Raw genomic sequence first — 22,115 nt, 5'->3', positions numbered from 1 at the left:
TATGGAGGCCGGATAAGCGCAGCGCCATCAGGTACACATCATCACGGTGCAGGATAGGTATACACCTGATGCACCGCTTCAATCTCTGCCAATACCTCTTCGCTCAACTCCAGATGTAGACTTTCAACGTTGGTTTTTAGCTGCTCCATCGTCGTGGCGCCCAGCAGGGTGCTGGCGACAAACGGCTGACGCCGCACGAATGCCAGCGCCATTTGCGCAGGATCCAGATTATGGCGTTTCGCGATATCGACGTAGGCAGCGACGGCTTTTTGCGTTTGCTCGCCGCTGTAGCGTGTGAAGCGGCTAAACAACGTATTGCGTGCGCCGGCAGGTTTCGCGCCGTTCAGGTATTTACCGGTTAACGTACCGAAGCCCAGACAAGAGTATGCCAGCAGTTCAACGCCTTCATACTGGCTCACTTCCGCCAGTCCAACCTCAAAGCTGCGGTTCAGCAGGCTGTAGGGGTTCTGGATGGTGACGATACGCGGCAGATCGTGTTTGTCCGCCAGGTGCAGATAGCGCATTACGCCAAACGCGGTTTCATTGGACACGCCGATGTAGCGAATTTTCCCGGCACGCTGAAACTCTGACAATGCATCCAGCGTGTCCAGCAGGGAAACGACCGGGGCGGAGTCCGTCCAACTGTAGCCTAACTTACCAAAGCAGTTGGTCGGGCGCTGTGGCCAGTGAACCTGATACAGATCCAGATAATCGGTTTGCAGCCTTTTCAGGCTGTCGTGCAGCGCTTCACGGATATTTTTACGATCCAGCGCCTGATTCGGGCGAATGCCGCTGTCGTTGTTACGTGATGGTCCACTGACCTTAGAAGCCACAATCAGCTTTTCACGGCTGCCATGTTTGGCAAGCCAGTTACCTACGTATGTTTCAGTAAGACCCTGGGTTTCAGGACGCGGCGGAACCGGATACATCTCGGCAACGTCGATCAAATTTATGCCTTGAGCGACGGCATAATCGAGCTGTGCATGGGCGTCGGCTTCGCTGTTTTGTTCACCAAACGTCATTGTGCCCAGCCCCAGTGTACTGACTTCCAGCGAGCTGTGGGGTATACGGTGATATTGCATAGCCGTTTCCTTTTTATAATCACGACATAAGGATTATAAAAATGGCTGAGGGAAGAGAAAAAGGGAAGTAAAATTGTTAAGGCCAGCGCGCTGCTGACCTCAACCATCAGCGTTCAATGATTTGAGACACATCATCGCGGTTAATCTGCATCGCATTGCCCTGCTGGTCGTGATAGCTCACCAGACCGGTATCATCGTCAATTTCTGGTTTTCCATCGGTCAGGATCATTCGACCATCTTTTGTCGCCATTACATAATCGCTGCTGCATCCGGAAACGGCAAAAGCCAGTCCTACGGCGGAAATCAAAACTGCCCATTTTTTCATCTGCTTATCCTCACATGGCCTGCGTCTTTCAATAGTTTAGTAATAACGCGAAGTTGTGCAGGGTGAAAGCAGTAAAATCTTAAACTGTGAGAAGAGGTAGGTGTGGTGGGCATTCGCTCCCCTTGCGGGGAGCGATGAATTTTATCAGAGCGGATTTTTTTTATTACGCCACAGGTTCAGGGTCTCTACCGCGATAGAGAAGAACATGGCGAAATAGATATATCCTTTCGGAACGTGGACGTCGAAACTTTCCAGAATTAGCGTAAAACCGACCAGAATCAGGAACGAGAGTGCCAGCATTTTCACCGAAGGGTGTCGATCGACAAACTCGCCAATCGGACGTGCAGCAAACATCATCACACCTACGGCAATCACCACCGCCGCCATCATAATAAACAGATGGTCAGACAGGCCAACCGCAGTAATTACGGAATCCAGGCTGAAGATAATGTCTAACAACATGATCTGCACAATTGCGCCCAGGAAAGAAGATACGCGGGTTTTCAGCCCCTCTTCCTCACCTTCAATGGATTCGTGGATCTCCTTACTGGCTTTCCAGATCAGGAACAATCCCCCCAGTAGAAGGATCAGGTCGCGTGCGGATATCTCCTCACCAAACACTTCGAATAACGGGTTTGTCAGCCGCGTTACCCAGGCGATAGAGGCCAGCAGTGCCAGACGCATGATCATCGCCGCTGCAAGCCCAATACGTCGGGCATGATTGCGTTGCGCTGTCGGGAGTTTAGCTACAACCAGAGAGAGGAAAATAATATTGTCGATCCCAAGAACGATCTCCAGCAGCGTCAGCGTACCGAGCGCAAGCCAGGCGTTAGGATCGGTTATCCATGCAAATAACATCGAACAAAGTCCTGCCAAAAAAAAAGAAGCGGTAATTATAGGCTCGTAACGCAGCGGGTGAAAGGCCGGAGGAGGCTATTGCGCCTGGAATAAGAAATGTCGCTCAAGCAATGCGCGGGTGAAGTTCTTTTTCAAGTAAAAACCGCGGGGCAGGGTCAGGATGGGTTCGCCATGGGCGCCAATGGCCTCGGTAAGCGCCCGGGCGTTAGCGGCCTTAGGACGCAGTTGCAGTACTTCCCCATGGCGAGCGGTGATGCGTTCGACGTGACCTAGCACAATCATGTCCATTAACTCTTCCCAGTCCAGACGCAATTGCTGGTCTTCCTCTTCGCTCGGGCTCCATAGCAGGGGAGAACCGACGCGGCGCTCAGCCAGCGGGATGCTGCGTTCGCCTTCTACCGGGATCCACAAGACGCGTTTAAGTTTGTGCCGCACATGGCTGGTTTCCCAGGTGACGCCGGTATTGCCGGTTAATGGCGCAACGCACACAAAGGTGGTTTCCAGCGGTCTGCCAAGATTGTCCACAGGGATTGTCTTCAACTCCACGCCCAGCGCTGCGAAGTCCTGTTCCGGTTTACTGCCCGCGCTGGCGCCGAGCCAGATTTCCAGTAGCACGCCAATCCAGCCTTTATCGCGCTTAAGATCCTTTGGCGTGACGAGCCCCGCCATCGCCGCCAACTCTCCCAACGTGTAGCCTGAAAGCTGCCGCGCCTGGCTCAGCAATTGGGCTTCAGATTCAGGTGGAGAAAGCAACGGATGCAGTTCTGACATCGGGATGACCCTTAGGTGAAAAAATGAGCAATGATTTTATACCGTGTGGATAGAGTTTATCTTTTTCCACATGCTTTATTCAATTCTATGATTTATATTGGTTTTTAAATTCACTTGCGCAGAGTTGCGCAACAGCGAAGCGGGTTTTCCAATTCTGGTCACTGACAATGAACAGGATCTTACACCATGTTATCCACAGAAAGATGGGATAACTGTGAAAAACCCCTACTACTGTTTCAATTTACAGCCTTGACGTGCGACGAAAATCGAATTTTCACACAAATTGTGCCTAACTTATTGGCATAATCTGTGGATAAAACCGACGCTGGTCGATCTTTCATCAGCCTGAAGATCGTGTGCGTGATGCATATCACATTTCCATGCGTTTATTTGCGCTGAATGGTTTTAACTTGATGAATATAGAAGACTATTTTTACTCTGTGACGAATGTCTTATTCGGACTGTTCTGGGTTTTCCCATAGTAATTCCGTACTTCTTCACAACTATATCCACAGAAAAGGTGAATAAAATCGCCTTCGTTGCCCTTCTTCTGTTTATAACTCTGCCCTTAACTGTGAGTTATTCAATTGTTATTAGAATATCGCACCCTTAACAGAGTGGTTTACCGCCCCTCAGGAGTGTGAAACAATCGTTTGTATATAAGGTTTATGTTGAGGTAGTCCGGTGATTGATGACGATGGCTACCGCCCGAATGTAGGGATAGTAATTTGTAACCGCCAGGGGCAGGTCATGTGGGCCCGGCGATTTGGTCAGCACTCCTGGCAATTCCCGCAAGGTGGGATAAACGCAGGAGAGACAGCAGAGCAGGCGATGTACCGGGAACTCTTTGAAGAAGTGGGGCTCAGCCGTAAAGATGTACGGATCCTTGCTTCTACTCGTAACTGGTTGCGTTACAAGTTACCGAAACGTTTGGTGCGTTGGGACACGAAGCCGGTTTGTATCGGCCAGAAACAAAAATGGTTTCTTCTGCAATTGGTCAGCAGCGATGCTGAAATTAATATGCAAACCAGCAGTACACCTGAGTTCGACGGCTGGCGCTGGGTGAGTTACTGGTATCCGGTTCGACAGGTGGTGTCATTTAAACGCGATGTCTATCGCAGGGTGATGAAAGAATTCGCAAGTGTTGTCATGGCGCTTCAGGAGAGCACTCCTAAGCCGCAAAGCGCACCTGCGTACAGACGTAAAAGAGGTTAAGCTACGCAAATTATGCTCACCCGCCTGCGCGAAATAGTCGAAAAGGTGGCCAGTGCTCCGCGTCTGAATGAAGCGCTGAATATTCTGGTTACTGACATCTGTCTTGCGATGGATACAGAGGTCTGTTCGGTTTATCTGGCTGACCACGATCGACGTTGTTATTACCTCATGGCGACCCGGGGACTAAAAAAACCGCGTGGTCGCACTGTCGCACTCGCGTTTGATGAAGGTATCGTTGGCCTGGTTGGCAGGCTGGCGGAACCTATCAACCTCGCTGATGCGCAAAAACATCCCAGCTTTAAATACATTCCTTCGGTAAAAGAAGAGCGTTTTCGGGCGTTCTTAGGTGTACCGATCATTCAGCGCCGCCAGCTTTTAGGCGTTTTGGTGGTACAGCAGCGCGAATTGCGCCAGTACGATGAAAGTGAAGAGTCTTTCCTCGTCACGCTCGCCACGCAAATGGCGGCTATTCTTTCGCAATCGCAGCTAAATGCGCTGTTCGGTCAATATCGGCAAACGCGCATTCGTGCATTGCCTGCCGCCCCCGGCGTGGCGATAGCCGAAGGCTGGCAGGACGCGACGCTGCCGCTGATGGAGCAGGTCTATCAGGCTTCAACGCTGGATCCGGTGCTTGAGCGCGAGCGACTCACCGGTGCGCTGGAGGAAGCGGCGAACGAATTCCGCCGCTACAGCAAACGCTTTACCGCCGGGGCGCAGAAAGAAACGGCGGCGATCTTTGATCTCTACTCGCACCTGCTTTCCGATACCCGTTTGCGCCGCGAGCTATTTGCGGAAGTGGATAATGGCTCGGTGGCCGAATGGGCCGTTAAAACGATCATCGAAAAGTTTGCCGAACAGTTCGCCGCGCTGAGCGATAACTATCTTAAAGAGCGCGCCGGTGATTTACGCGCGCTGGGTCAGCGTCTGCTGTTCCATCTTGACGATTCAGTCCAGGGACCGAATGCCTGGCCGGAACGCTTTGTGCTGGTGGCGGATGAGCTTTCCGCCACCACGCTGGCGGAACTTCCTCAGGACCGTTTAGTCGGCGTGGTTGTCCGGGATGGCGCAGCCAACTCTCATGCGGCAATTATGGTTCGCGCGCTGGGTATCCCTACCGTCATGGGGGCCGATATCCAGCCGTCGGTGTTGCATCGCCGTACGTTGGTGGTGGACGGTTATCGCGGTGAACTGCTGGTCGATCCGGAACCGGTATTGATCCAGGAATACCAGCGTCTTATCAGTGAAGAAGTTGAACTGAGCCGCCTGGCGGAAGACGACGTCAACCAACCTGCACAGTTAAAAAGCGGCGAGCGCGTGAAGGTGATGCTCAATGCGGGTCTCAGCCCGGAGCATGAAGAGAAGCTGGGTAGCCGGATCGACGGTATTGGCCTGTATCGCACCGAAATTCCGTTCATGCTGCAAAGCGGTTTTCCTTCAGAAGAAGAACAGGTTGCGCAGTACCAGGGCATGCTGCAAATGTTTAACGACAAGCCGGTGACCCTGCGTACGCTGGATGTCGGTGCCGACAAGCAACTGCCCTACATGCCGATCAGTGAAGAAAACCCGTGCCTCGGCTGGCGTGGGATCCGCATCACGCTCGATCAACCGGAGATCTTTTTGATCCAGGTTCGAGCGATGCTGCGTGCCAACGCGGCAACCGGCAACCTAAGCATTTTGTTGCCGATGGTAACCAGCATTGATGAAGTCGACGAAGCGCGACGTTTGATTGAACGCGCCGGACGCGAAGTGGAAGAGATGATCGGCTATGCGATCCCGAAACCGCGCATTGGCATCATGCTGGAAGTTCCGTCGATGGTGTTCATGCTGCCGCATCTGACAAACCGGATCGATTTTATCTCGGTCGGAACCAACGATCTCACCCAGTACATTCTGGCTGTCGATCGTAACAATACGCGGGTAGCCAGCATTTATGACAGTCTGCATCCGGGAATGTTACGCGCGCTGGCGATGATTGCACAGGAAGCCGAAAGAAGCGGCATTGATTTGCGCTTGTGCGGTGAAATGGCGGGCGACCCGATGTGCGTGGCCATTCTGATCGGCCTGGGTTTTCGCCATTTGTCGATGAACGGTCGTTCGGTGGCTCGCGTTAAATATCTGCTGCGCCACATCGATTTTGATGAGGCGCAAACGCTGGCGCAGCGCAGCCTGGAAGCGCAGATGGCGACAGAAGTACGCCATCAGGTGGCGGCCTTTATGGAGCGCCGTGGCATGGGGGGGCTGATTCGCGGAGGATTGTAAGCCTGATAAGCTTAGCGCTATCAGGCATTACGGGGGTAAAGATTACTTATACAGATCTTTTACATCTTCCCGGCATCCGCTGCGATCCCCTTGTGCTATCATTCGCACCTTTGGAGCGCCTGAATCATGCAGGCGCGCTTATCAATTGCTGTCTGACTTCAGCGAAATAACAAGAACTTGTGGTGACAGATGACCAGTAGCTATCTGCATTTTCCGGATTTCGATCCGGTCATTTTCTCAATCGGACCCGTCGCGCTTCACTGGTACGGCTTGATGTATCTGGTGGGCTTTATTTTTGCGATGTGGCTGGCGACGCGCCGCGCTAATCGTCCGGGCAGTGGCTGGACCAAAAATGAAGTAGAAAACTTATTGTATGCCGGCTTCCTCGGGGTTTTCCTCGGTGGGCGTATTGGCTATGTACTGTTCTATAACTTCCCGTTATTCCTTGATAACCCGCTGTATCTGTTCCGTGTCTGGGATGGTGGGATGTCCTTCCACGGTGGGCTTATCGGTGTGATCCTGGTGATGATTATCTTCGCCAAACGCACCAAGCGTTCGTTCTTCCAGGTTTCTGATTTCATTGCCCCACTGATTCCGTTTGGCCTGGGCGCAGGGCGTTTGGGCAACTTTATTAACGGTGAACTGTGGGGACGCGTTGACCCGAACTTCAAGTACGCCATGCTGTTCCCTGGCTCTCGCACCGAAGATATTTTACTGCTGCAAACTAATCCGCAATGGCAGTCTATTTTTGATACCTATGGCTCGTTGCCGCGCCACGCCTCACAGCTTTATGAGATGGCGCTGGAAGGGGTGGTGCTGTTTATCATTCTTAACCTGTACATTCGCAAACCGCGCCCAATGGGCTCGGTATCCGGTCTGTTCCTGATTGGCTATGGCGCATTTCGTATCATCGTTGAATTCTTTCGCCAGCCGGATGCGCAGTTTACCGGCACCTGGGTACAGTACATCAGCATGGGGCAGATTCTCTCAATCCCGATGATTGTCGCAGGCATTATTATGATGGTTTGGGCGTATCGCCGTAGCCCACAGCAACACGTTTCCTGAGGAACCATGAAACAGTATTTAGAACTGATGCAAAAAGTGCTGGATGAAGGCACACAGAAAAACGACCGCACCGGAACCGGAACGCTTTCCATTTTTGGTCATCAGATGCGTTTTAATCTGCAGGAAGGGTTCCCGCTGGTTACGACTAAACGCTGCCATTTACGCTCGATCATTCATGAGCTGTTGTGGTTTTTGCAGGGCGACACTAACGTGGCCTACCTGCATGAAAACAATGTCTCCATCTGGGACGAATGGGCGGATGAAAACGGTAATTTAGGTCCGGTTTATGGTAAACAGTGGCGCGCATGGCCTACACCAGACGGCCGCCATATTGACCAGATCACTACGGTGTTAAACCAGCTCAAAAATGACCCGGATTCTCGGCGTATCATCGTTTCCGCATGGAACGTTGGTGAGCTGGATAAGATGGCGCTGGCGCCGTGCCATGCTTTCTTCCAGTTCTATGTGGCGGATGGCAAGCTCTCTTGCCAGCTGTATCAGCGTTCGTGCGATGTGTTCCTCGGCCTGCCGTTTAACATTGCCAGCTACGCCTTGCTGGTACACATGATGGCGCAGCAGTGCGATCTGGAAGTCGGTGATTTTGTCTGGACCGGCGGCGACACACATCTGTACAGCAATCACATGGAACAAACGCATCTGCAGCTTAGCCGCGAACCGCGCGCGCTGCCGAAGCTGGTCATCAAACGTAAGCCTGAATCCATCTTTGACTACCGCTTCGAAGACTTCGAAATTGAAGGCTACGATCCGCACCCGGGTATTAAAGCGCCGGTGGCTATCTAACCAGCTTCATGCTGACACAACCGACGCCCGTAAGCGTCGGTTTTTTTTATCTAAAATCACGTTCTTCGGCGTAGATTCCTGAAATAGTGCAACGGCCTGCAACGCGACAAATATTTCCCGTAGCTCGCCGTAGAAACCGAATTTCCCGCTCGTTATTCATTTTCCTCACGCCATACTGGCGGCATGAAAAAACAACAAGGCTACACGCTTCTTGAAACCCTGATAGCGATGCTGATCATCGCGGCGCTTGGCGCATCGGGGCTGTATGGTTGGCAGGGCTGGCAGCAGCAACAGCGACTGTGGCAGACCGCCTGCCAGGTAAGAGATTACCTGCTGCAACTGCGTGACGATGCTAACTGGCGTAACCGAGATCATGTCATCAGCGTGGTTCGGGATGGCACATCCTGGTGTTTTGTCAGCTCTGCGGCTTTGCAAACCACGTGTCGACCTGTTTCGTCTTTGGTTTTTACGCCATTGTGGGACGATGTTGAAATGGCAGAGATAACCCCTTCACTGGCCTTTTTTGGCCTGCGCAATACGGCATGGACCGGACATATTCGCCTGAAAAATGCGGCAGGAGAATGGCGCGTGGTGGTGTCTGGCTGGGGGCGGATCAGGCTTTGTGAGCGCGATGAGGCCAGATTATGTCAGTAAGCGAACGAGGTTTTTCTCTGCTGGAAGTGCTAATCGCCATGGCGATTAGCAGCATTTTACTGCTTAGTTCAGTACGATTTTTACCGGCACTGCAGCAAGAGATTCTGCGCAACACACGCCTGTTAGCGCTGGAAGATGAAATATGGCAACGGGTCTACACCGTAGCGAAGCACCTTCAACGGGCAGGGTATTGCCGGGGAAACTGTGTCGGAGAGGGGTTGGTGATATCGGCGAAGGGCGACTGCGTTATTGCTCGCTGGGATGCCAACAGCAACGGCGTTTGGGAGAGCAGTCCCGCGAAAGAGGCCGATGTAATCGGATTTCGTTTACAGGACAAGGTGCTGGAGACCTTGCGAGGAGCAACTGGATGTAATGGAAAAGGGTGGGAGAAAATGACCGATCCAGCCACGATACAGATTGAAGCATTTCAGGTTGAACGACTGAATCTCAGCGGATATTCACCACTCCTTACTCTGCGTTTGCGCGGAGTGAGCAACGGCGAACCACAAAAGGTTATCGAAGCAGTCTACAGCGTGACAGGATTTAACCTGTGAATCGTGAGCGAGGCGTTTCATCCCTGGGGATGGTCCTGTTGCTGCTGGTGCTCGGTAGCCTACTGCTGCAAGGCGTTAACAGACAGGAGGCCAGTTTTGCTTCACGAGTGGCCACGCAAAGTCAGGCTTTGCAGCGCCAGGCGGTGCTGCAATCTGCTATGGAATGGGGACGTATGCAGCCCTGGAGCATACAACAAGCCGTGCAGTGTCGGCGCTATATCACGCAAGATGCCGTAGTTTGCCTGCGACTGCTGAGCATTAATTTCGTGCTGCTCATTGCCCATCATGAAGGGGGATCGCTATGGCGTCAGGGTATTGTCACCGAGGGCAACCTCGAATTTTTAGCGCATGGCTGGAGCGATTTTTGTCCACTAAAGGATCAAGCGTTATGCCAGATCCCCTGAACAGGCAGCGTGGCTTTAGCCTGCCGGAAGTGATGCTGGCAATGGCGCTGATGATTATGATTGTTACTGCGTTGTCGGGATACCAGCGAGCACTGATGAACAGCTTTATCATCAGAAATCAGTATCAACAACTCTGGCGTCACGCCTGGCAGCAAACCCAGTTGTATCAGTTTTCATCGCCTGTGAACTGGCAGGTTAACCGAATGCAGACAACGCGAGCGGGGTGTGTCAGCATCAACGTTAAAATATCTTCACCCTTGGGCAGGCAGGGTCAGATGATGCGTCTGCATTGCCCGAATCGTCAGTAGTCAGGAGTCGCTATGTTAAGGGTCTACCACTCCAATCGTCTGGATGTGCTTGAAGCGTTAATGGAATTTATCGTTGAGCGCGAGCGGCTGGACGACCCCTTTGAACCTGAGATGATCCTGGTTCAAAGCACCGGCATGGCGCAGTGGCTGCAAATGACTCTTGCACAGAAGTTTAGTATTGCCGCCAACATCGATTTTCCGCTGCCCGCGAGTTTTATTTGGGATATGTTTGTGCGTGTGCTACCAGACATCCCGAAAGAGAGCGCGTTCAGCAAGCAGAGCATGAGCTGGAAGTTGATGACGCTGTTACCGCAATTGCTGGATGGCGATGACTTTGCATTGCTGCGCCACTATCTGACGGACGATACTGATAAACGTAAGCTGTTTCAGCTCTCCTCACGCGCGGCTGACCTTTTCGACCAGTATTTAGTTTACCGCCCTGACTGGTTGACCCAGTGGGAGGCGGGAAGACGGGTTGAAGGACTTGGCGAGTCTCAGGACTGGCAGGCGCCGTTGTGGAAAGCGCTGGTGGAATATACCGAGGAAATGGGCCAGCCGCGCTGGCATCGTGCCAATTTATACCAACGATTTATTCAGACTCTGGAAAGTGCGTCCGAGTGCCCTCAGGGGCTGCCCTCTCGCGTATTTATTTGCGGCATTTCGGCGTTGCCGCCGGTTTATTTGCAGGCACTGCAGGCGCTGGGTAAGCACATTGATATTCATCTGCTGTTTACCAACCCTTGTCGCTACTACTGGGGAGATATTAAAGATCCTGCCTGGCTGGCGAAGCTGGTGGCACGTCAGCGTCGACACAGTTTTGAAGAACGGCACCTGCCGCTGTTTCGTGATAGTGAGAAAGTCGAAGGATTATTCAATAGCGATGGTGAGCAGGACGTGGGCAACCCGATGCTGGCTTCGTGGGGCAAACTGGGGCGCGACTACATATACCTGCTTGCAGAACTGGAAAATAGTCAGGAACTGGATGCGTTTGTCGACATTACTCCTGACAATCTTTTGCATAATATTCAATCGGATATTCTGGAACTCGAAAACCATGCTGTGGCGGGCGTTACGCTGGAGGAATATTCCCGTAGCGACAATAAACGAAGGCTGGATCTGAACGATACCAGCGTGACTTTTCATGTCTGCCATAGCCCACAGCGCGAGGTGGAAGTTCTTCATGACCGCCTGCTGGCAATGCTGGAAGCGGATCCAACGCTGACGCCGCGCGATATTATCGTGATGGTTGCGGATATCGACAGCTACAGTCCATTCATTCAATCGGTCTTTGGTAGTGCGCCAGCCGAGCGTTACCTGCCATATGCGATTTCTGACCGTCGGGCGCGCCAGTCCCATCCCGTGTTACAAGCCTTTGTCAGCCTGCTGTCGCTGCCGGATAGCCGTTTTGTCTCTGAGGATGTACTGGCGTTACTGGATGTTCCAGTGCTGGCGGCGCGTTTCAATATTGATGAAGAAGGGCTGCGCTATCTTCGCTTATGGGTCAATGAATCCGGGATTCGCTGGGGAATTGACGACGATAACGTGCGTGAACTGGAACTTCCGCCTACAGGTCAGCATACCTGGCAATTTGGTTTAACGCGTATGCTGCTCGGCTACGCGATGGAAAGTGCGCAGGGCGAGTGGCAATCGGTATTACCTTACGATGAGTCCAGCGGTTTGATTGCTGAGTTGGTCGGGCATCTGGCCTCTTTGCTGATGCAGCTAAATCTCTGGCGCAGAGGGTTAGCTCAGGAACGACCTCTGGAAGAGTGGCTGCCCGTATGCCGGGACATGCTTAATGATTTCTTCCTGCCGGACGCGGATACCGAAGCGGCGATGACGCTGATTGAACAGCAGTGGCAGGCTATTATCACTGAAGGTTTAGGGGCCGAGTACGGCGATGCTATACCGCTCTCTCTGTTACGTGATGAGCTGGCCCAGCGCCTTGATCAGGAACGCATCAGCCAGCGCTTCCTGGCGGGTCCCGTTAACATTTGTACGCTGATGCCGATGCGCTCCATTCCGTTCAAAGTGGTGTGCCTGCTGGGTATGAACGATGGCGTTTATCCGCGCCAGCTTGCGCCGCTGGGCTTTGATTTAATGAGTCAAAAACCGATGCGGGGCGATCGCAGCCGTCGTGATGATGACCGCTATCTGTTCCTTGAAGCATTGATCTCAGCGCAGCAAACGCTCTATATCAGCTACATTGGTCGCTCCATTCAGGACAACAGCGAACGCTTCCCGTCGGTACTGGTGCAGGAGTTGCTGGACTACATCGGGCAAAGCCACTATTTACCGGGTGATGAAGCGCTCACTTGTGATGAAAGCGAAGCCAGGGTCAAAGCGCACATTACTCGTTTGCATACCCGGATGCCCTTCGACGCGCAAAACTATCTCCCGGGGGAACAGCAAAGCTATGCCCGGGAATGGCTACCTGCGGCGAGCCTGTCAGGAAAAGCGCACACGGATTTTGTTCAGCCTCTTCCCTTTGAGATGCCTGAAACACTGACGCTGGAAACGCTGCAGCGATTTTGGGCTCATCCGGTGCGGGCCTTTTTCCAGATGCGTCTGAGGGTCAACTTCCGCTCTGAGGAGAGTGAGATCCCGGACACGGAACCTTTCACCCTTGAGGGATTAACCCGCTATCAGCTTAATCAGCAATTGCTTAATACACTGGTTGAAGAGAACGACGCTGAACGACTGTTTCGCCGTTTTCGTGCGGCGGGCGTGCTTCCCTATGGGCCATTTGGCGAAATTCTGTGGGATACGCAGCGTCAGGAGATGCAGACGCTGGCTGAACGCATTATCGCCTGTCGTCAGCCTTGTCAGAGCATGGAAATCGATCTTACCTGTAACGGCGTGCAAATCACCGGTTGGTTGCCGCAGGTACAAGAGGACGGTTTGTTGCGCTGGCGCCCATCTTTGATCAGCATTGCGCAGGGCGTGCAACTTTGGCTGGAACATCTTGTCTATTGTGCGAGTGGCGGTATGGGAGAGAGCCGATTATTCCTGCGTAAAGACGGGGAATGGCGTTTTCCACCACTAGAAGCAGAACAGGCGCTGCTGTACCTGTCGCAACTCATTGAGGGTTATCGGGAAGGCATGTCATCACCGTTGCTGGTATTGCCGGAAAGCGGAGGCGCATGGATAAAAACCTGTTATGACGCCGCAAATGATGCCATGTTAGATGACGATGAAACGTTGCAAAAGGCGCGCAGTAAGTTTCTGCAGGCCTATGAAGGCAACATGATGGTACGTGGCGAAGGCGATGACATCTGGTATCAGCGTCTTTGGCGTCAACTGGATGCAGGTACGCTGGAGACTATTGTCTTACAGTCGCAGCACTACCTGTTACCGATTTTTCGGTTTAATCAGTCATGATGGTTGTATAAAAATTGCGCAATTTAATGGCTTCCACTATGATGCGCATTCTGTCACGGACTGATTCTTACAAAGAGAAGATGCTGACTTGCTCAGCGCAGAGTCTTGCCCTGTTCAGATCACGTATTTATACGTGTTTTGCAGTGAACAGGTGAATACGTTAATGATGAGGTTTGTGAATGCCCCGCAGCACCTGGTTCAGCGCATTACTGTTGTTCGTCGCCCTTTGGGTTCCCGTAAGTCAGGCAGATACCGGTTGGCAGCCTTTAGCTGAAACCATCCGTAAAAGCGATAAAGACACCCGTCAGTATCAGGCCGTACGCCTTGATAACGGTATGGTCGTATTGCTGGTATCCGATCCGCAGGCCGTGAAATCCCTTTCTGCGCTGGTGGTCCCCGTGGGCTCACTGGAAGATCCGGACGATCATCAGGGGCTGGCGCATTATCTCGAACACATGTGTTTAATGGGGTCGAAAAAATATCCACAGCCGGACAGTCTGTCTGAATTCCTGAAAATGCACGGCGGCAGCCATAATGCCAGCACCGCGCCTTATCGTACGGCTTTCTATCTTGAGGTTGAAAACGACGCGCTGGTGGGGGCGGTAGATCGCCTGGCGGACGCTATTGCCGATCCGTTACTGGATAAAAAATATGCCGATCGCGAGCGTAACGCGGTTAACTCCGAGCTGACGCTGGCGCGTACCCGAGACGGGATGCGTATGGCGCAGGTGAGTGCTGAAACCATTAACCCGGCGCACCCAGGCTCGCGTTTCTCTGGCGGAAATCTTGAGACATTAAGCGATAAACCGGGCAACCCGGTGGTGCAGGCTTTACAAAAATTTCATGAAAAGTACTACTCTGCGAACCTGATGAAGGCGGTGATTTATAGCAATAAACCATTGCCAGAGCTGGCGCGGATAGCGGCTGACACGTTTGGACGCGTGCCGAACAGAAATATCGACAAGCCTGAAATTACCGTACCGGTAGTCACTGACGCGCAAAAGGGCGTCATCATCCACTATGTTCCGGCAATGCCGCGTAAAGTGCTGCGCGTCGAGTTTCGTATTGATAACAATAGCGCGCAATTCCGCAGTAAAACCGATGAGCTGGTGACCTACCTGATTGGCAATCGTAGCCTGGGCACATTGTCTGACTGGTTGCAAAAGCAGGGGCTGGTGGAAGGTATTCGTGCGGATTCCGATCCGGTAGTCAATGGTAATAGCGGCGTGTTAGCCATTTCCGCGACGTTAACCGACAAAGGTCTTGCGAACCGCGATGAGGTTGTTGCTGCAATCTTTAGCTATCTCAATCTGTTACGCGAGAAAGGCGTAGACAAACGCTATTTTGACGAACTGGCGCACGTGCTGGATCTCGATTTCCGTTATCCTTCCATCACGCGTGATATGGACTACGTGGAATGGCTGGCAGACACCATGATCCGCGTTCCCGTCGAGCATACTCTGGATGCGGTGAATATTGCCGATCAATACGATGCGAAGGCCGTTGAGCAACGTCTGGCAATGATGACGCCGCAGAATGCGCGTATCTGGTATATCAGCGCGAAAGAGCCGCATAATAAAACGGCTTACTTTGTCGATGCACCTTATCAGGTAGATAAAATCAGCGACAAAACCTTTGCCGACTGGCAGCAAAAAGCGCAAGGCATTGCGTTGTCATTACCGGAGTTGAACCCCTACATTCCTGATGATTTCACGCTGATTAAGGCGGATAAAAAATACGCTCACCCGGAACTGATCGTTGATGAGCCGGATTTACGCGTGGTGTATGCGCCGAGCCAGTATTTTGCCAGTGAGCCGAAAGCCGATGTCAGCGTGATCCTGCGTAACCCGAAAGCGATGGACAGCGCCCGCAATCAGGTATTATTCGCACTTAACGATTACCTGGCGGGCGTTGCGCTCGATCAGTTAAGCAACCAGGCATCAGTGGGGGGGATTGGTTTCTCTACCAACGCTAATAATGGTTTGATGCTAAATGCTAACGGCTACACCCAACGTTTGCCGCAGCTTTTTCAGGCGCTGCTGAGTGGCTATTTCAGCTACAGTTCAACAGATGAACAACTGGAACAGGCAAAATCCTGGTATGCCCAGATGATGGATTCCGCAGAGAAGGGGAAAGCCTACGATCAGGCTATTATGCCGGTACAGATGCTTTCTCAGGTGCCGTACTTCTCACGCGATGAGCGCCGTAAGCTGCTGCCTTCCATCACCCTGAAAGAGGTAATGGCCTATCGCGATGCCTTGAAAACCGGGGCGCGGCCTGAATTCCTGGTCATTGGCAATATGAGCGAAGCTCAGGCGACGACCATGGCGCGGGATATCCAAAAACAGCTTGGCGCTAACGGGTCACAGTGGTGTCGCAATAAAGATGTGGTTGTAGACAAGAAGCAGTCCGTCATCTTTGAAAAAGCGGGCAGCAGCACGGATTCCGCGCTGGCGGCGGTATTTGTGCCAACTGGCTACGACGAATACACCAGTTCAGCCTATAGCGCCATGTTAGGGCAGATTGTTCAACCGTGGTTCTACAATCAACTGCGTACTGAAGAGCAATTAGGCTACGCTGTATTTGCTTTCCCGATGAGCGTTGGACGTCAGTGGGGAATGGGGTTCCTGTTGCAAAGCAGCGATAAGCAACCATCTTACCTTTGGGAGCGTTATAAAGCGTTTTTCCCGACGGCGGAAGCGAAATTGCGGGCGATGAAACCTGAAGAGTTCGCGCAAATTCAGCAGGCGATTATTGCGCAAATGCTGCAGGCGCCGCAAACGCTGGGGGAAGAAGCCTCGCAGTTAAGCAAAGATTTTGATCGCGGCAATATGCGCTTCGATTCACGTGATAAAATAGTGGCTCAGATTAAACTGCTGACGCCGCAAAAACTTGCCGACTTCTTCCATCAGGCGGTGGTTGAGCCGCAAGGCATGGCGATACTGTCACAGATTTCCGGCAGTCAGAACGGGAAAGCAGAATATGTGCACCCGGAAGGCTGGAAAGTGTGGCAGACCGTCAGCGCGTTGCAGCAAACCTTACCCCTGATGAGTGATAAGAATGAATGATGCCGCTGAGTCCCTTGATCCTCTCCGCTTGCCCCTGACGGGCGAGCGCCTGATTGAAGCCTCTGCGGGCACCGGTAAAACCTTTACCATCGCCGCCCTGTATTTACGTTTGCTGCTTGGACTGGGCGGCTCTGCCGCCTTTCCCCGTCCGCTGACCGTCGAAGAACTGTTAGTGGTCACCTTCACCGAGGCGGCTACTGAAGAGTTGCGCGGTCGTATCCGTAGCAACATCCATGAACTGCGCATTGCCTGCCTGCGTGAAACCACTGACAACCCGCTATACGCCCGTCTGTTAGATGAAATCGCCGATAAAAAACAGGCAGCCCAGTGGCTGCTATTGGCTGAAAGGCAGATGGATGAAGCGGCGGTGTTTACCATTCATGGTTTTTGCCAGCGTATGCTCAGCCTCAACGCCTTTGAATCAGGCATGCTGTTTGAACAACAGCTGATCGAAGATGAATCACTACTGCGTTATCAGGCCTGCGCGGATTTCTGGCGTCGACACTGCTATCCGCTGCCCCGCGATATTGCGCAGGTGATTTTTGAAACGTGGAAAGGGCCGCAGGCGCTGTTAAGGGATATCGATCGCTATCTGCAAGGGGAAGCGCCGGTTATTAAGGCTCCGCCGCCCGATGATGAAACGCTGGCAACCCGGCACGAACACATTCTCGCGCGTATTAATCAAATTAAGCAGCAATGGCGCGATGCCGTTGATGAGCTTGATGGCCTGCTGGAGGCCTCCGGGATTGACCGGCGTAAATTTAATCGCGGTAACCAGGGCAAGTGGATCGAAAAGATCAGCGCATGGGCGCAGGAAGAAACACAAAGCTATCAACTGCCTGATGCGCTGGAGAAATTCTCCCAGCGCTTTTTAGAAGAGCGAACCAAAGCGGGCGGCGTAACGCCTCAGCACCCGCTGTTTGTCGCAATTGATGAACTGCTTAGCGAACCGTTAACTCTCCGCGATTTGGTGATCACCCGGGCGCTGGCGGAGATCCGTTTGGCGGTTGCCGAGGAGAAACGCCGCCGAGGCGAGCTGGGTTTTGACGATATGCTCAGCCGTCTGGATGCGGCGCTGCGCAGTGAAAGTGGTGATGCGCTGGCAACGGCGATTCGTACCCGTTTTCCGGTCGCGATGATCGATGAATTCCAGGATACCGACCCGCAGCAGTACCGTATTTTTCGCCGGATCTGGCAACATCAGCCGGATACCGCGCTGCTGCTGATTGGCGATCCGAAACAGGCCATTTACGCGTTTCGTGGTGCGGATATCTTTACCTACATGAAGGCGCGTAGCGAAGTCAGCGCACACTATACGCTTGATACTAACTGGCGTTCGGCTCCTGGCATGGTCAATAGCGTGAATACGATTTTCAGCCAGATGAATGACGCCTTTATGTTCCGCGAAATCCCCTTCAGCCCGGTCAAATTCGCAGAAAAAAACCAGTCGCTTCAGTTTGTTATACACGGTGAAACGCAGCCAGCCATGAGTATGTGGCTGATGGAAGGGGAAAGCTGTGGCGTAGGCGACTATCAGAACTATATGGCGCAGGTGTGCGCCACGCACATTCGCGACTGGCTTAAGGCCGGGCATTCTGGGGCTGCGCAACTGGTCAGCAGTAAAGCGTCCAGGCCGGTACGCGCCTCGGACATCAGCGTACTGGTTCGTAGCCGCCAGGAGGCGGCGCTGGTCCGTGATGCGCTGACGCAACTGGCCATTTCCTCTGTTTATCTCTCCAACCGTGACAGCGTGTTTGAAACGCTCGAAGCGCAGGAACTGCTGTGGGTGCTGCAGGCGGTGATGACGCCGGAGCGTGAGAACACGCTGCGTAGCGCGCTGGCGACCTCAATGATGGGCCTGAATGCGCAGGATCTTGAAGCGTTAAATAACGACGAAAATGCCTGGGATGCGGTGGTTGAAGAGTTTGATGGCTATCGTCAGATCTGGCATAAACGCGGCGTGATGCCGATGCTGCGCGCGCTGATGTCGGCCCGCCAGATTGCGGAAAACTTGCTGGCGACGGCGGGGGGCGAACGTCGCCTGACTGACATTTTACACATCAGTGAACTGTTACAGGAAGCCGGCTCGCAACTCGAAAGCGAGCATGCGCTGGTGCGCTGGCTATCTCAGCATATTCTTGAACCCGACAGCAATGCCTCCAGTCAGCAGCTCAGGCTCGAAAGCGACAAGCATTTGGTCAAAATCGTCACTATCCACAAATCGAAAGGGTTGGAATATCCGCTGGTCTGGCTGCCGTTTATCACCAATTTCCGCGTCCAGGATCAGGCTTTCTATCACGATCGCAGCTCCTTTGAAGCGGTGCTGGATCTCAGCGATGCCGCGGAGAGCGTTGAGCTGGCCGAAGCGGAACGTCTGGCGGAGGATCTGCGCTTACTCTATGTCGCACTGACCCGTTCGGTATGGCACTGCAGTCTTGGCGTTGCGCCGTTGGTGCGCCGTCGGGGCGATAAAAAAGGGGATACCGATGTGCATCAGAGCGCGCTTGGCCGCCTGTTGCAAAAAGGCGAACCGATGGATGCCGCGGGTCTGCGTGGCGCGATTGAAGCGCTGTGCTGCGATGATATTGCCTGCCAGACGCCAGCACAGCCTGACGGTGAACCCTGGCAGGTTGCGCAGAACGTCAGCGGTGAACTGAGTGCGAAAATACTGCAGCGTAAGCCCGGCGACAGCTGGCGCGTGACCAGTTATTCCGGTCTGCAACAGCGTGGACATGGTATTGCGCAGGATCTGATCCCGCGACTGGATATCGATGCCGCAGGCGTCGGTGAGGTTATTGAAGAATCAGGACTCACGCCGCATCAGTTCCCGCGTGGCGCTTCGCCGGGTACATTCTTGCATAGCTTGTTTGAAGATCTCGACTTTACCCAACCAGTAGAGCCAGATTGGGTCGAAGAAAAATTGGCGTTGGGCGGTTATGACGCACACTGGACGCCGGTTTTGACCGCATGGTTGGACGCTATTTTGCAGGCGCCTCTCAATGAGAACGGCGTGAGCCTGAGTCAGCTTTCCGCGCGTGAAAAACAGGTGGAGATGGAGTTTTATCTGCCGATTTCGCAGCCCCTGATGGCCAGCCAACTTGATGCGTTGATCCGCCAATACGATCCGCTCTCGGCAGGGTGCCCTGCGCTTGATTTTATGCAGGTGCGCGGCATGCTAAAAGGGTTCATTGACCTGGTATTCCGCCATCAGGGACGTTATTACCTGCTCGATTACAAATCGAACTGGCTGGGCGAAGACAGCTCAGCCTATACACAGCAGGCGATGGCCTCTGCCATGCAGGCGCATCGCTACGACCTGCAGTATCAACTTTATACCCTCGCGCTGCATCGCTACTTGCGCCATCGCATTGCTGATTACGATTATGAACGCCATTTTGGCGGCGTTATCTATCTCTTCCTGCGTGGTGTTGACCGTGAAAATCCGCAGCAGGGAATTTTCGCGACCCGACCAGAGGGGGAGTTGATCGCCTTGATGGACGAGTTGTTTGCCGGTGTGCCGCTGGAGGAGATGTCATGACAATCCAGAAACGATTACTGGAAGCCGTTGAGCAAAAGCAGCTCCGGCCTCTGGATGCCCAGTTTGCACTGGCGGTTGCCGGAAATGATAACCCTGCCGTTGCACTGGCAGCGGCGTTGCTCAGCCGTGAAGCTGGAGAAGGGCACGTCTGCTTACCGCTTTCGCGTCTATCCCGAAGCGAGGACGCGCATCCGCTGTTAAGCGCTTGGCTCGCTGAAGCGGGAGAGCCTGAAGACTGGGCTGAATGCCTGCTGGCCTCCGGGGCGGTAAGCCGTGGCGATCAGCCGACGCCGCTGGTGCTGTACGGCGATCGTTTGTATCTGAACCGGATGTGGCATAACGAACGCGCGGTGGCGCGCTTTTTCGGTGAAGTTAACCACGCCATTGAGGTGGATGAACAACGGCTGACTCACACGCTGGCGGCGCTGTTTCCACCCGTTGAAGGCGTTGACTGGCAAAAAGTGGCTGCTGCCGTAGCGCTGACCCGCCGTATATCGGTTATCTCCGGCGGACCGGGGACCGGAAAAACAACAACGGTGGCGAGGCTTCTGGCGGCGTTGATTCAGATGGCGGAGGGTGAACGCTGTCGTATTCGTCTGGCGGCACCCACGGGAAAAGCAGCAGCACGTCTGACCGCCTCGCTGGGCGCGGCGTTGCGTGAACTGCCGCTGACCGATGAGCAAAAGAAGCGCATTCCCGATGACGCCAGTACGTTGCACCGCTTATTGGGGGCTCAGCCTGGTAGCCAACGCCTGCGGCATCATGCAGGAAACCCGTTGCATCTGGACGTGCTGGTAGTGGATGAAGCCTCGATGATCGATTTGCCGATGATGTCGCGCCTTATCGATGCGCTGCCGCCACATGGGCGGGTGATATTTCTAGGCGATCGCGACCAGCTCGCTTCTGTTGAAGCGGGGGCAGTACTGGGAGATATCTGTGCTTTCGTCGGTGATGGTTTTACCCCGGAGCGTGCCCGCCAGCTTAGTCGTCTGACTGAAACCACTATTCCGGCCGGTTCGGGAACTCAGGCGGCTGCTCTGCGTGACAGTTTGTGCCTGCTGCAAAAGAGCTACCGTTTCGGTAGCGATTCCGGAATCGGTCAGTTGGCTGCAGCGATTAATCGTGGTGACAAAGCCGCGATAAAAACGGTCTTCCAGCAGGGATTTAGCGACATCGAAAAACGCTCTCTGCACAGCAGCGAAGATTACTCTGCGATGCTGGAGGAAGCGCTGGCGGGTTATGGTCACTATCTGGATTTATTGCGCGAGCGCGCCGAGCCGGATGCTGTCATTCAGGCCTTCAATGAGTATCAGCTATTGTGCGCCCTGCGGGAAGGTCCGTTTGGCGTGAGTGGTTTGAATGAACGCATTGAGCAGGTGATGGCGCAAAAACGCAAAATTCACCGTGCGACGCATAGCCGCTGGTATGAGGGAAGGCCAGTGATGATCGCGCGCAATGACAGTTCGTTGGGATTATTTAACGGTGATATTGGCATTGCCCTCGATCGTGGGCAGGGTCTGAGGGTATGGTTTGCGCTGCCGGACGGTTCTATCAAATCGGTTCAGCCCAGTCGCTTGCCTGAACATGAAACCACCTGGGCAATGACCGTCCATAAATCGCAGGGATCTGAGTTTGACCACGCGGCGTTGATTTTGCCCAACCAGCATTCACCTGTGGTGACTCGCGAGCTGGTCTATACCGCCGTTACCCGCGCGCGTCGTCGTTTGTCGCTGTATGCCGATGAGCGGATATTGAGTGGCGCCATTGCCACCCGCACTGAACGACGCAGCGGATTGTCGGCGCTGTTTAATCAATAACATTTGCTGGCCGGA

General features: G+C 53.5%; 16 protein-coding genes. 12 read left to right on the top strand and 4 right to left on the bottom strand.

Translation table 11 applies throughout. The annotated features are described in order from the left end of the window. Nucleotides 1–41: 41 nt before the first annotated feature. The 4 genes from ACU8YC_RS14990 to mutH form a co-directional block, all read right to left on the bottom strand. Nucleotides 42–1,082 carry an NADP(H)-dependent aldo-keto reductase gene (locus ACU8YC_RS14990; protein WP_151224285.1) on the bottom strand — a complete coding sequence of 347 codons (1,041 nt, stop codon included), beginning with the start codon at nt 1,080–1,082 and terminating at the stop codon, nt 42–44. A 106-nt stretch (nt 1,083–1,188) separates the two neighbouring features. Then, nucleotides 1,189–1,407 carry a lipoprotein YgdR gene (gene ygdR / locus ACU8YC_RS14985; RefSeq protein WP_000758660.1) on the bottom strand — a complete coding sequence of 73 codons (219 nt, stop codon included), beginning with the start codon at nt 1,405–1,407 and terminating at the stop codon, nt 1,189–1,191. 144 nt (nt 1,408–1,551) lie between these two features. Continuing rightward, nucleotides 1,552–2,265: a TerC family protein gene (locus ACU8YC_RS14980; RefSeq protein WP_187253148.1), complete on the bottom strand. Its 714-nt coding sequence runs from the start codon at nt 2,263–2,265 to the stop codon at nt 1,552–1,554. Nucleotides 2,266–2,340: 75 nt separating this feature from the next. After that, nucleotides 2,341–3,036 carry a DNA mismatch repair endonuclease MutH gene (gene mutH, locus ACU8YC_RS14975; RefSeq protein WP_151218288.1) on the bottom strand — a complete coding sequence of 232 codons (696 nt, stop codon included), beginning with the start codon at nt 3,034–3,036 and terminating at the stop codon, nt 2,341–2,343. A 684-nt stretch (nt 3,037–3,720) separates the two neighbouring features. Between mutH and rppH the strand changes: the two genes are divergently transcribed. The 12 genes from rppH to recD all read left to right on the top strand — a co-directional run bounded on the left by rppH (nt 3,721) and on the right by recD (nt 22,100). Further along, nucleotides 3,721–4,251 carry an RNA pyrophosphohydrolase gene (rppH, locus tag ACU8YC_RS14970; protein WP_003825602.1) on the top strand — a complete coding sequence of 177 codons (531 nt, stop codon included), beginning with the start codon at nt 3,721–3,723 and terminating at the stop codon, nt 4,249–4,251. Nucleotides 4,252–4,263: 12 nt separating this feature from the next. Continuing rightward, on the top strand, nt 4,264–6,510 hold the full coding sequence (ptsP, locus tag ACU8YC_RS14965) for a phosphoenolpyruvate--protein phosphotransferase (protein WP_151218287.1): 2,247 nt from the start codon (nt 4,264–4,266) through the stop codon (nt 6,508–6,510). 189 nt (nt 6,511–6,699) lie between these two features. Next, nucleotides 6,700–7,575 (top strand): prolipoprotein diacylglyceryl transferase, encoded by an 876-nt coding sequence (lgt, locus tag ACU8YC_RS14960; RefSeq protein WP_003825606.1) that lies wholly within the window; start codon nt 6,700–6,702, stop codon nt 7,573–7,575. Between the two features lie 6 nt (nt 7,576–7,581). Further along, nucleotides 7,582–8,376, top strand: coding sequence for a thymidylate synthase (gene thyA / locus ACU8YC_RS14955; RefSeq protein ID WP_151218286.1), 795 nt, complete (start codon nt 7,582–7,584; stop codon nt 8,374–8,376). A gap of 183 nt (nt 8,377–8,559) precedes the next feature. Then, nucleotides 8,560–9,030: a prepilin peptidase-dependent protein gene (locus ACU8YC_RS14950; protein ID WP_414078066.1), complete on the top strand. Its 471-nt coding sequence runs from the start codon at nt 8,560–8,562 to the stop codon at nt 9,028–9,030. Beyond that, complete coding sequence (locus ACU8YC_RS14945) at nt 9,021–9,584, top strand: prepilin peptidase-dependent protein (RefSeq protein WP_151218284.1); 564 nt, start codon at nt 9,021–9,023, stop codon at nt 9,582–9,584. The genes ACU8YC_RS14950 and ACU8YC_RS14945 overlap by 10 nt, the downstream gene beginning before the upstream one ends. Then, nucleotides 9,581–9,988, top strand: coding sequence for a DUF2509 family protein (locus ACU8YC_RS14940; protein WP_151218283.1), 408 nt, complete (start codon nt 9,581–9,583; stop codon nt 9,986–9,988). The genes ACU8YC_RS14945 and ACU8YC_RS14940 overlap by 4 nt, the downstream gene beginning before the upstream one ends. Continuing rightward, a complete protein-coding gene (locus ACU8YC_RS14935) occupies nt 9,973–10,296 on the top strand; it encodes a prepilin-type N-terminal cleavage/methylation domain-containing protein (protein ID WP_151218282.1) in 324 nt (107 codons plus the stop codon). Before ACU8YC_RS14940 ends, ACU8YC_RS14935 begins: the two co-directional genes overlap by 16 nt. 12 nt (nt 10,297–10,308) lie before the next feature. Then, nucleotides 10,309–13,677, top strand: a complete 3,369-nt coding sequence (gene recC / locus ACU8YC_RS14930; protein WP_446895491.1) for an exodeoxyribonuclease V subunit gamma — start codon at nt 10,309–10,311, stop codon at nt 13,675–13,677. A gap of 179 nt (nt 13,678–13,856) precedes the next feature. Next, complete coding sequence (ptrA, locus tag ACU8YC_RS14925; protein WP_252838635.1) at nt 13,857–16,745, top strand: pitrilysin; 2,889 nt, start codon at nt 13,857–13,859, stop codon at nt 16,743–16,745. After that, nucleotides 16,738–20,283 carry an exodeoxyribonuclease V subunit beta gene (gene recB, locus ACU8YC_RS14920; protein ID WP_446895490.1) on the top strand — a complete coding sequence of 1,182 codons (3,546 nt, stop codon included), beginning with the start codon at nt 16,738–16,740 and terminating at the stop codon, nt 20,281–20,283. The genes ptrA and recB overlap by 8 nt, the downstream gene beginning before the upstream one ends. After that, the gene (gene recD, locus ACU8YC_RS14915) at nt 20,280–22,100 is read left to right on the top strand and encodes an exodeoxyribonuclease V subunit alpha (RefSeq protein WP_252838637.1); all 1,821 of its coding nucleotides are present in this window, start codon (nt 20,280–20,282) and stop codon (nt 22,098–22,100) included. Before recB ends, recD begins: the two co-directional genes overlap by 4 nt. Nucleotides 22,101–22,115 lie beyond the last annotated feature (15 nt).

This window comes from Citrobacter sp. VF227, from assembly GCF_052950715.1.
The sequence above is the reverse complement of the archived record's forward strand: the minus strand, read 5'-3'. Positions and strand labels throughout refer to the sequence as shown.

What these genes read in the sequence shown, in the direction of transcription:
- ACU8YC_RS14980 (WP_187253148.1), bottom strand. Translation starts at nt 2,265, where the DNA reads ATGTTATTTGCATGGATAACCGATCCTAACGCCTGGCTTGCGCTCGGT.
- ACU8YC_RS14945 (WP_151218284.1), top strand. Translation starts at nt 9,021, where the DNA reads ATGTCAGTAAGCGAACGAGGTTTTTCTCTGCTGGAAGTGCTAATCGCC.
- ptrA (WP_252838635.1), top strand. Translation starts at nt 13,857, where the DNA reads ATGCCCCGCAGCACCTGGTTCAGCGCATTACTGTTGTTCGTCGCCCTT.
- ACU8YC_RS14935 (WP_151218282.1), top strand. Translation starts at nt 9,973, where the DNA reads ATGCCAGATCCCCTGAACAGGCAGCGTGGCTTTAGCCTGCCGGAAGTG.
- thyA (WP_151218286.1), top strand. Translation starts at nt 7,582, where the DNA reads ATGAAACAGTATTTAGAACTGATGCAAAAAGTGCTGGATGAAGGCACA.
- lgt (WP_003825606.1), top strand. Translation starts at nt 6,700, where the DNA reads ATGACCAGTAGCTATCTGCATTTTCCGGATTTCGATCCGGTCATTTTC.
- ACU8YC_RS14990 (WP_151224285.1), bottom strand. Translation starts at nt 1,082, where the DNA reads ATGCAATATCACCGTATACCCCACAGCTCGCTGGAAGTCAGTACACTG.
- mutH (WP_151218288.1), bottom strand. Translation starts at nt 3,036, where the DNA reads ATGTCAGAACTGCATCCGTTGCTTTCTCCACCTGAATCTGAAGCCCAA.
- ygdR (WP_000758660.1), bottom strand. Translation starts at nt 1,407, where the DNA reads ATGAAAAAATGGGCAGTTTTGATTTCCGCCGTAGGACTGGCTTTTGCC.
- ptsP (WP_151218287.1), top strand. Translation starts at nt 4,264, where the DNA reads ATGCTCACCCGCCTGCGCGAAATAGTCGAAAAGGTGGCCAGTGCTCCG.
- recC (WP_446895491.1), top strand. Translation starts at nt 10,309, where the DNA reads ATGTTAAGGGTCTACCACTCCAATCGTCTGGATGTGCTTGAAGCGTTA.
- recD (WP_252838637.1), top strand. Translation starts at nt 20,280, where the DNA reads ATGACAATCCAGAAACGATTACTGGAAGCCGTTGAGCAAAAGCAGCTC.
- recB (WP_446895490.1), top strand. Translation starts at nt 16,738, where the DNA reads ATGAATGATGCCGCTGAGTCCCTTGATCCTCTCCGCTTGCCCCTGACG.
- ACU8YC_RS14950 (WP_414078066.1), top strand. Translation starts at nt 8,560, where the DNA reads ATGAAAAAACAACAAGGCTACACGCTTCTTGAAACCCTGATAGCGATG.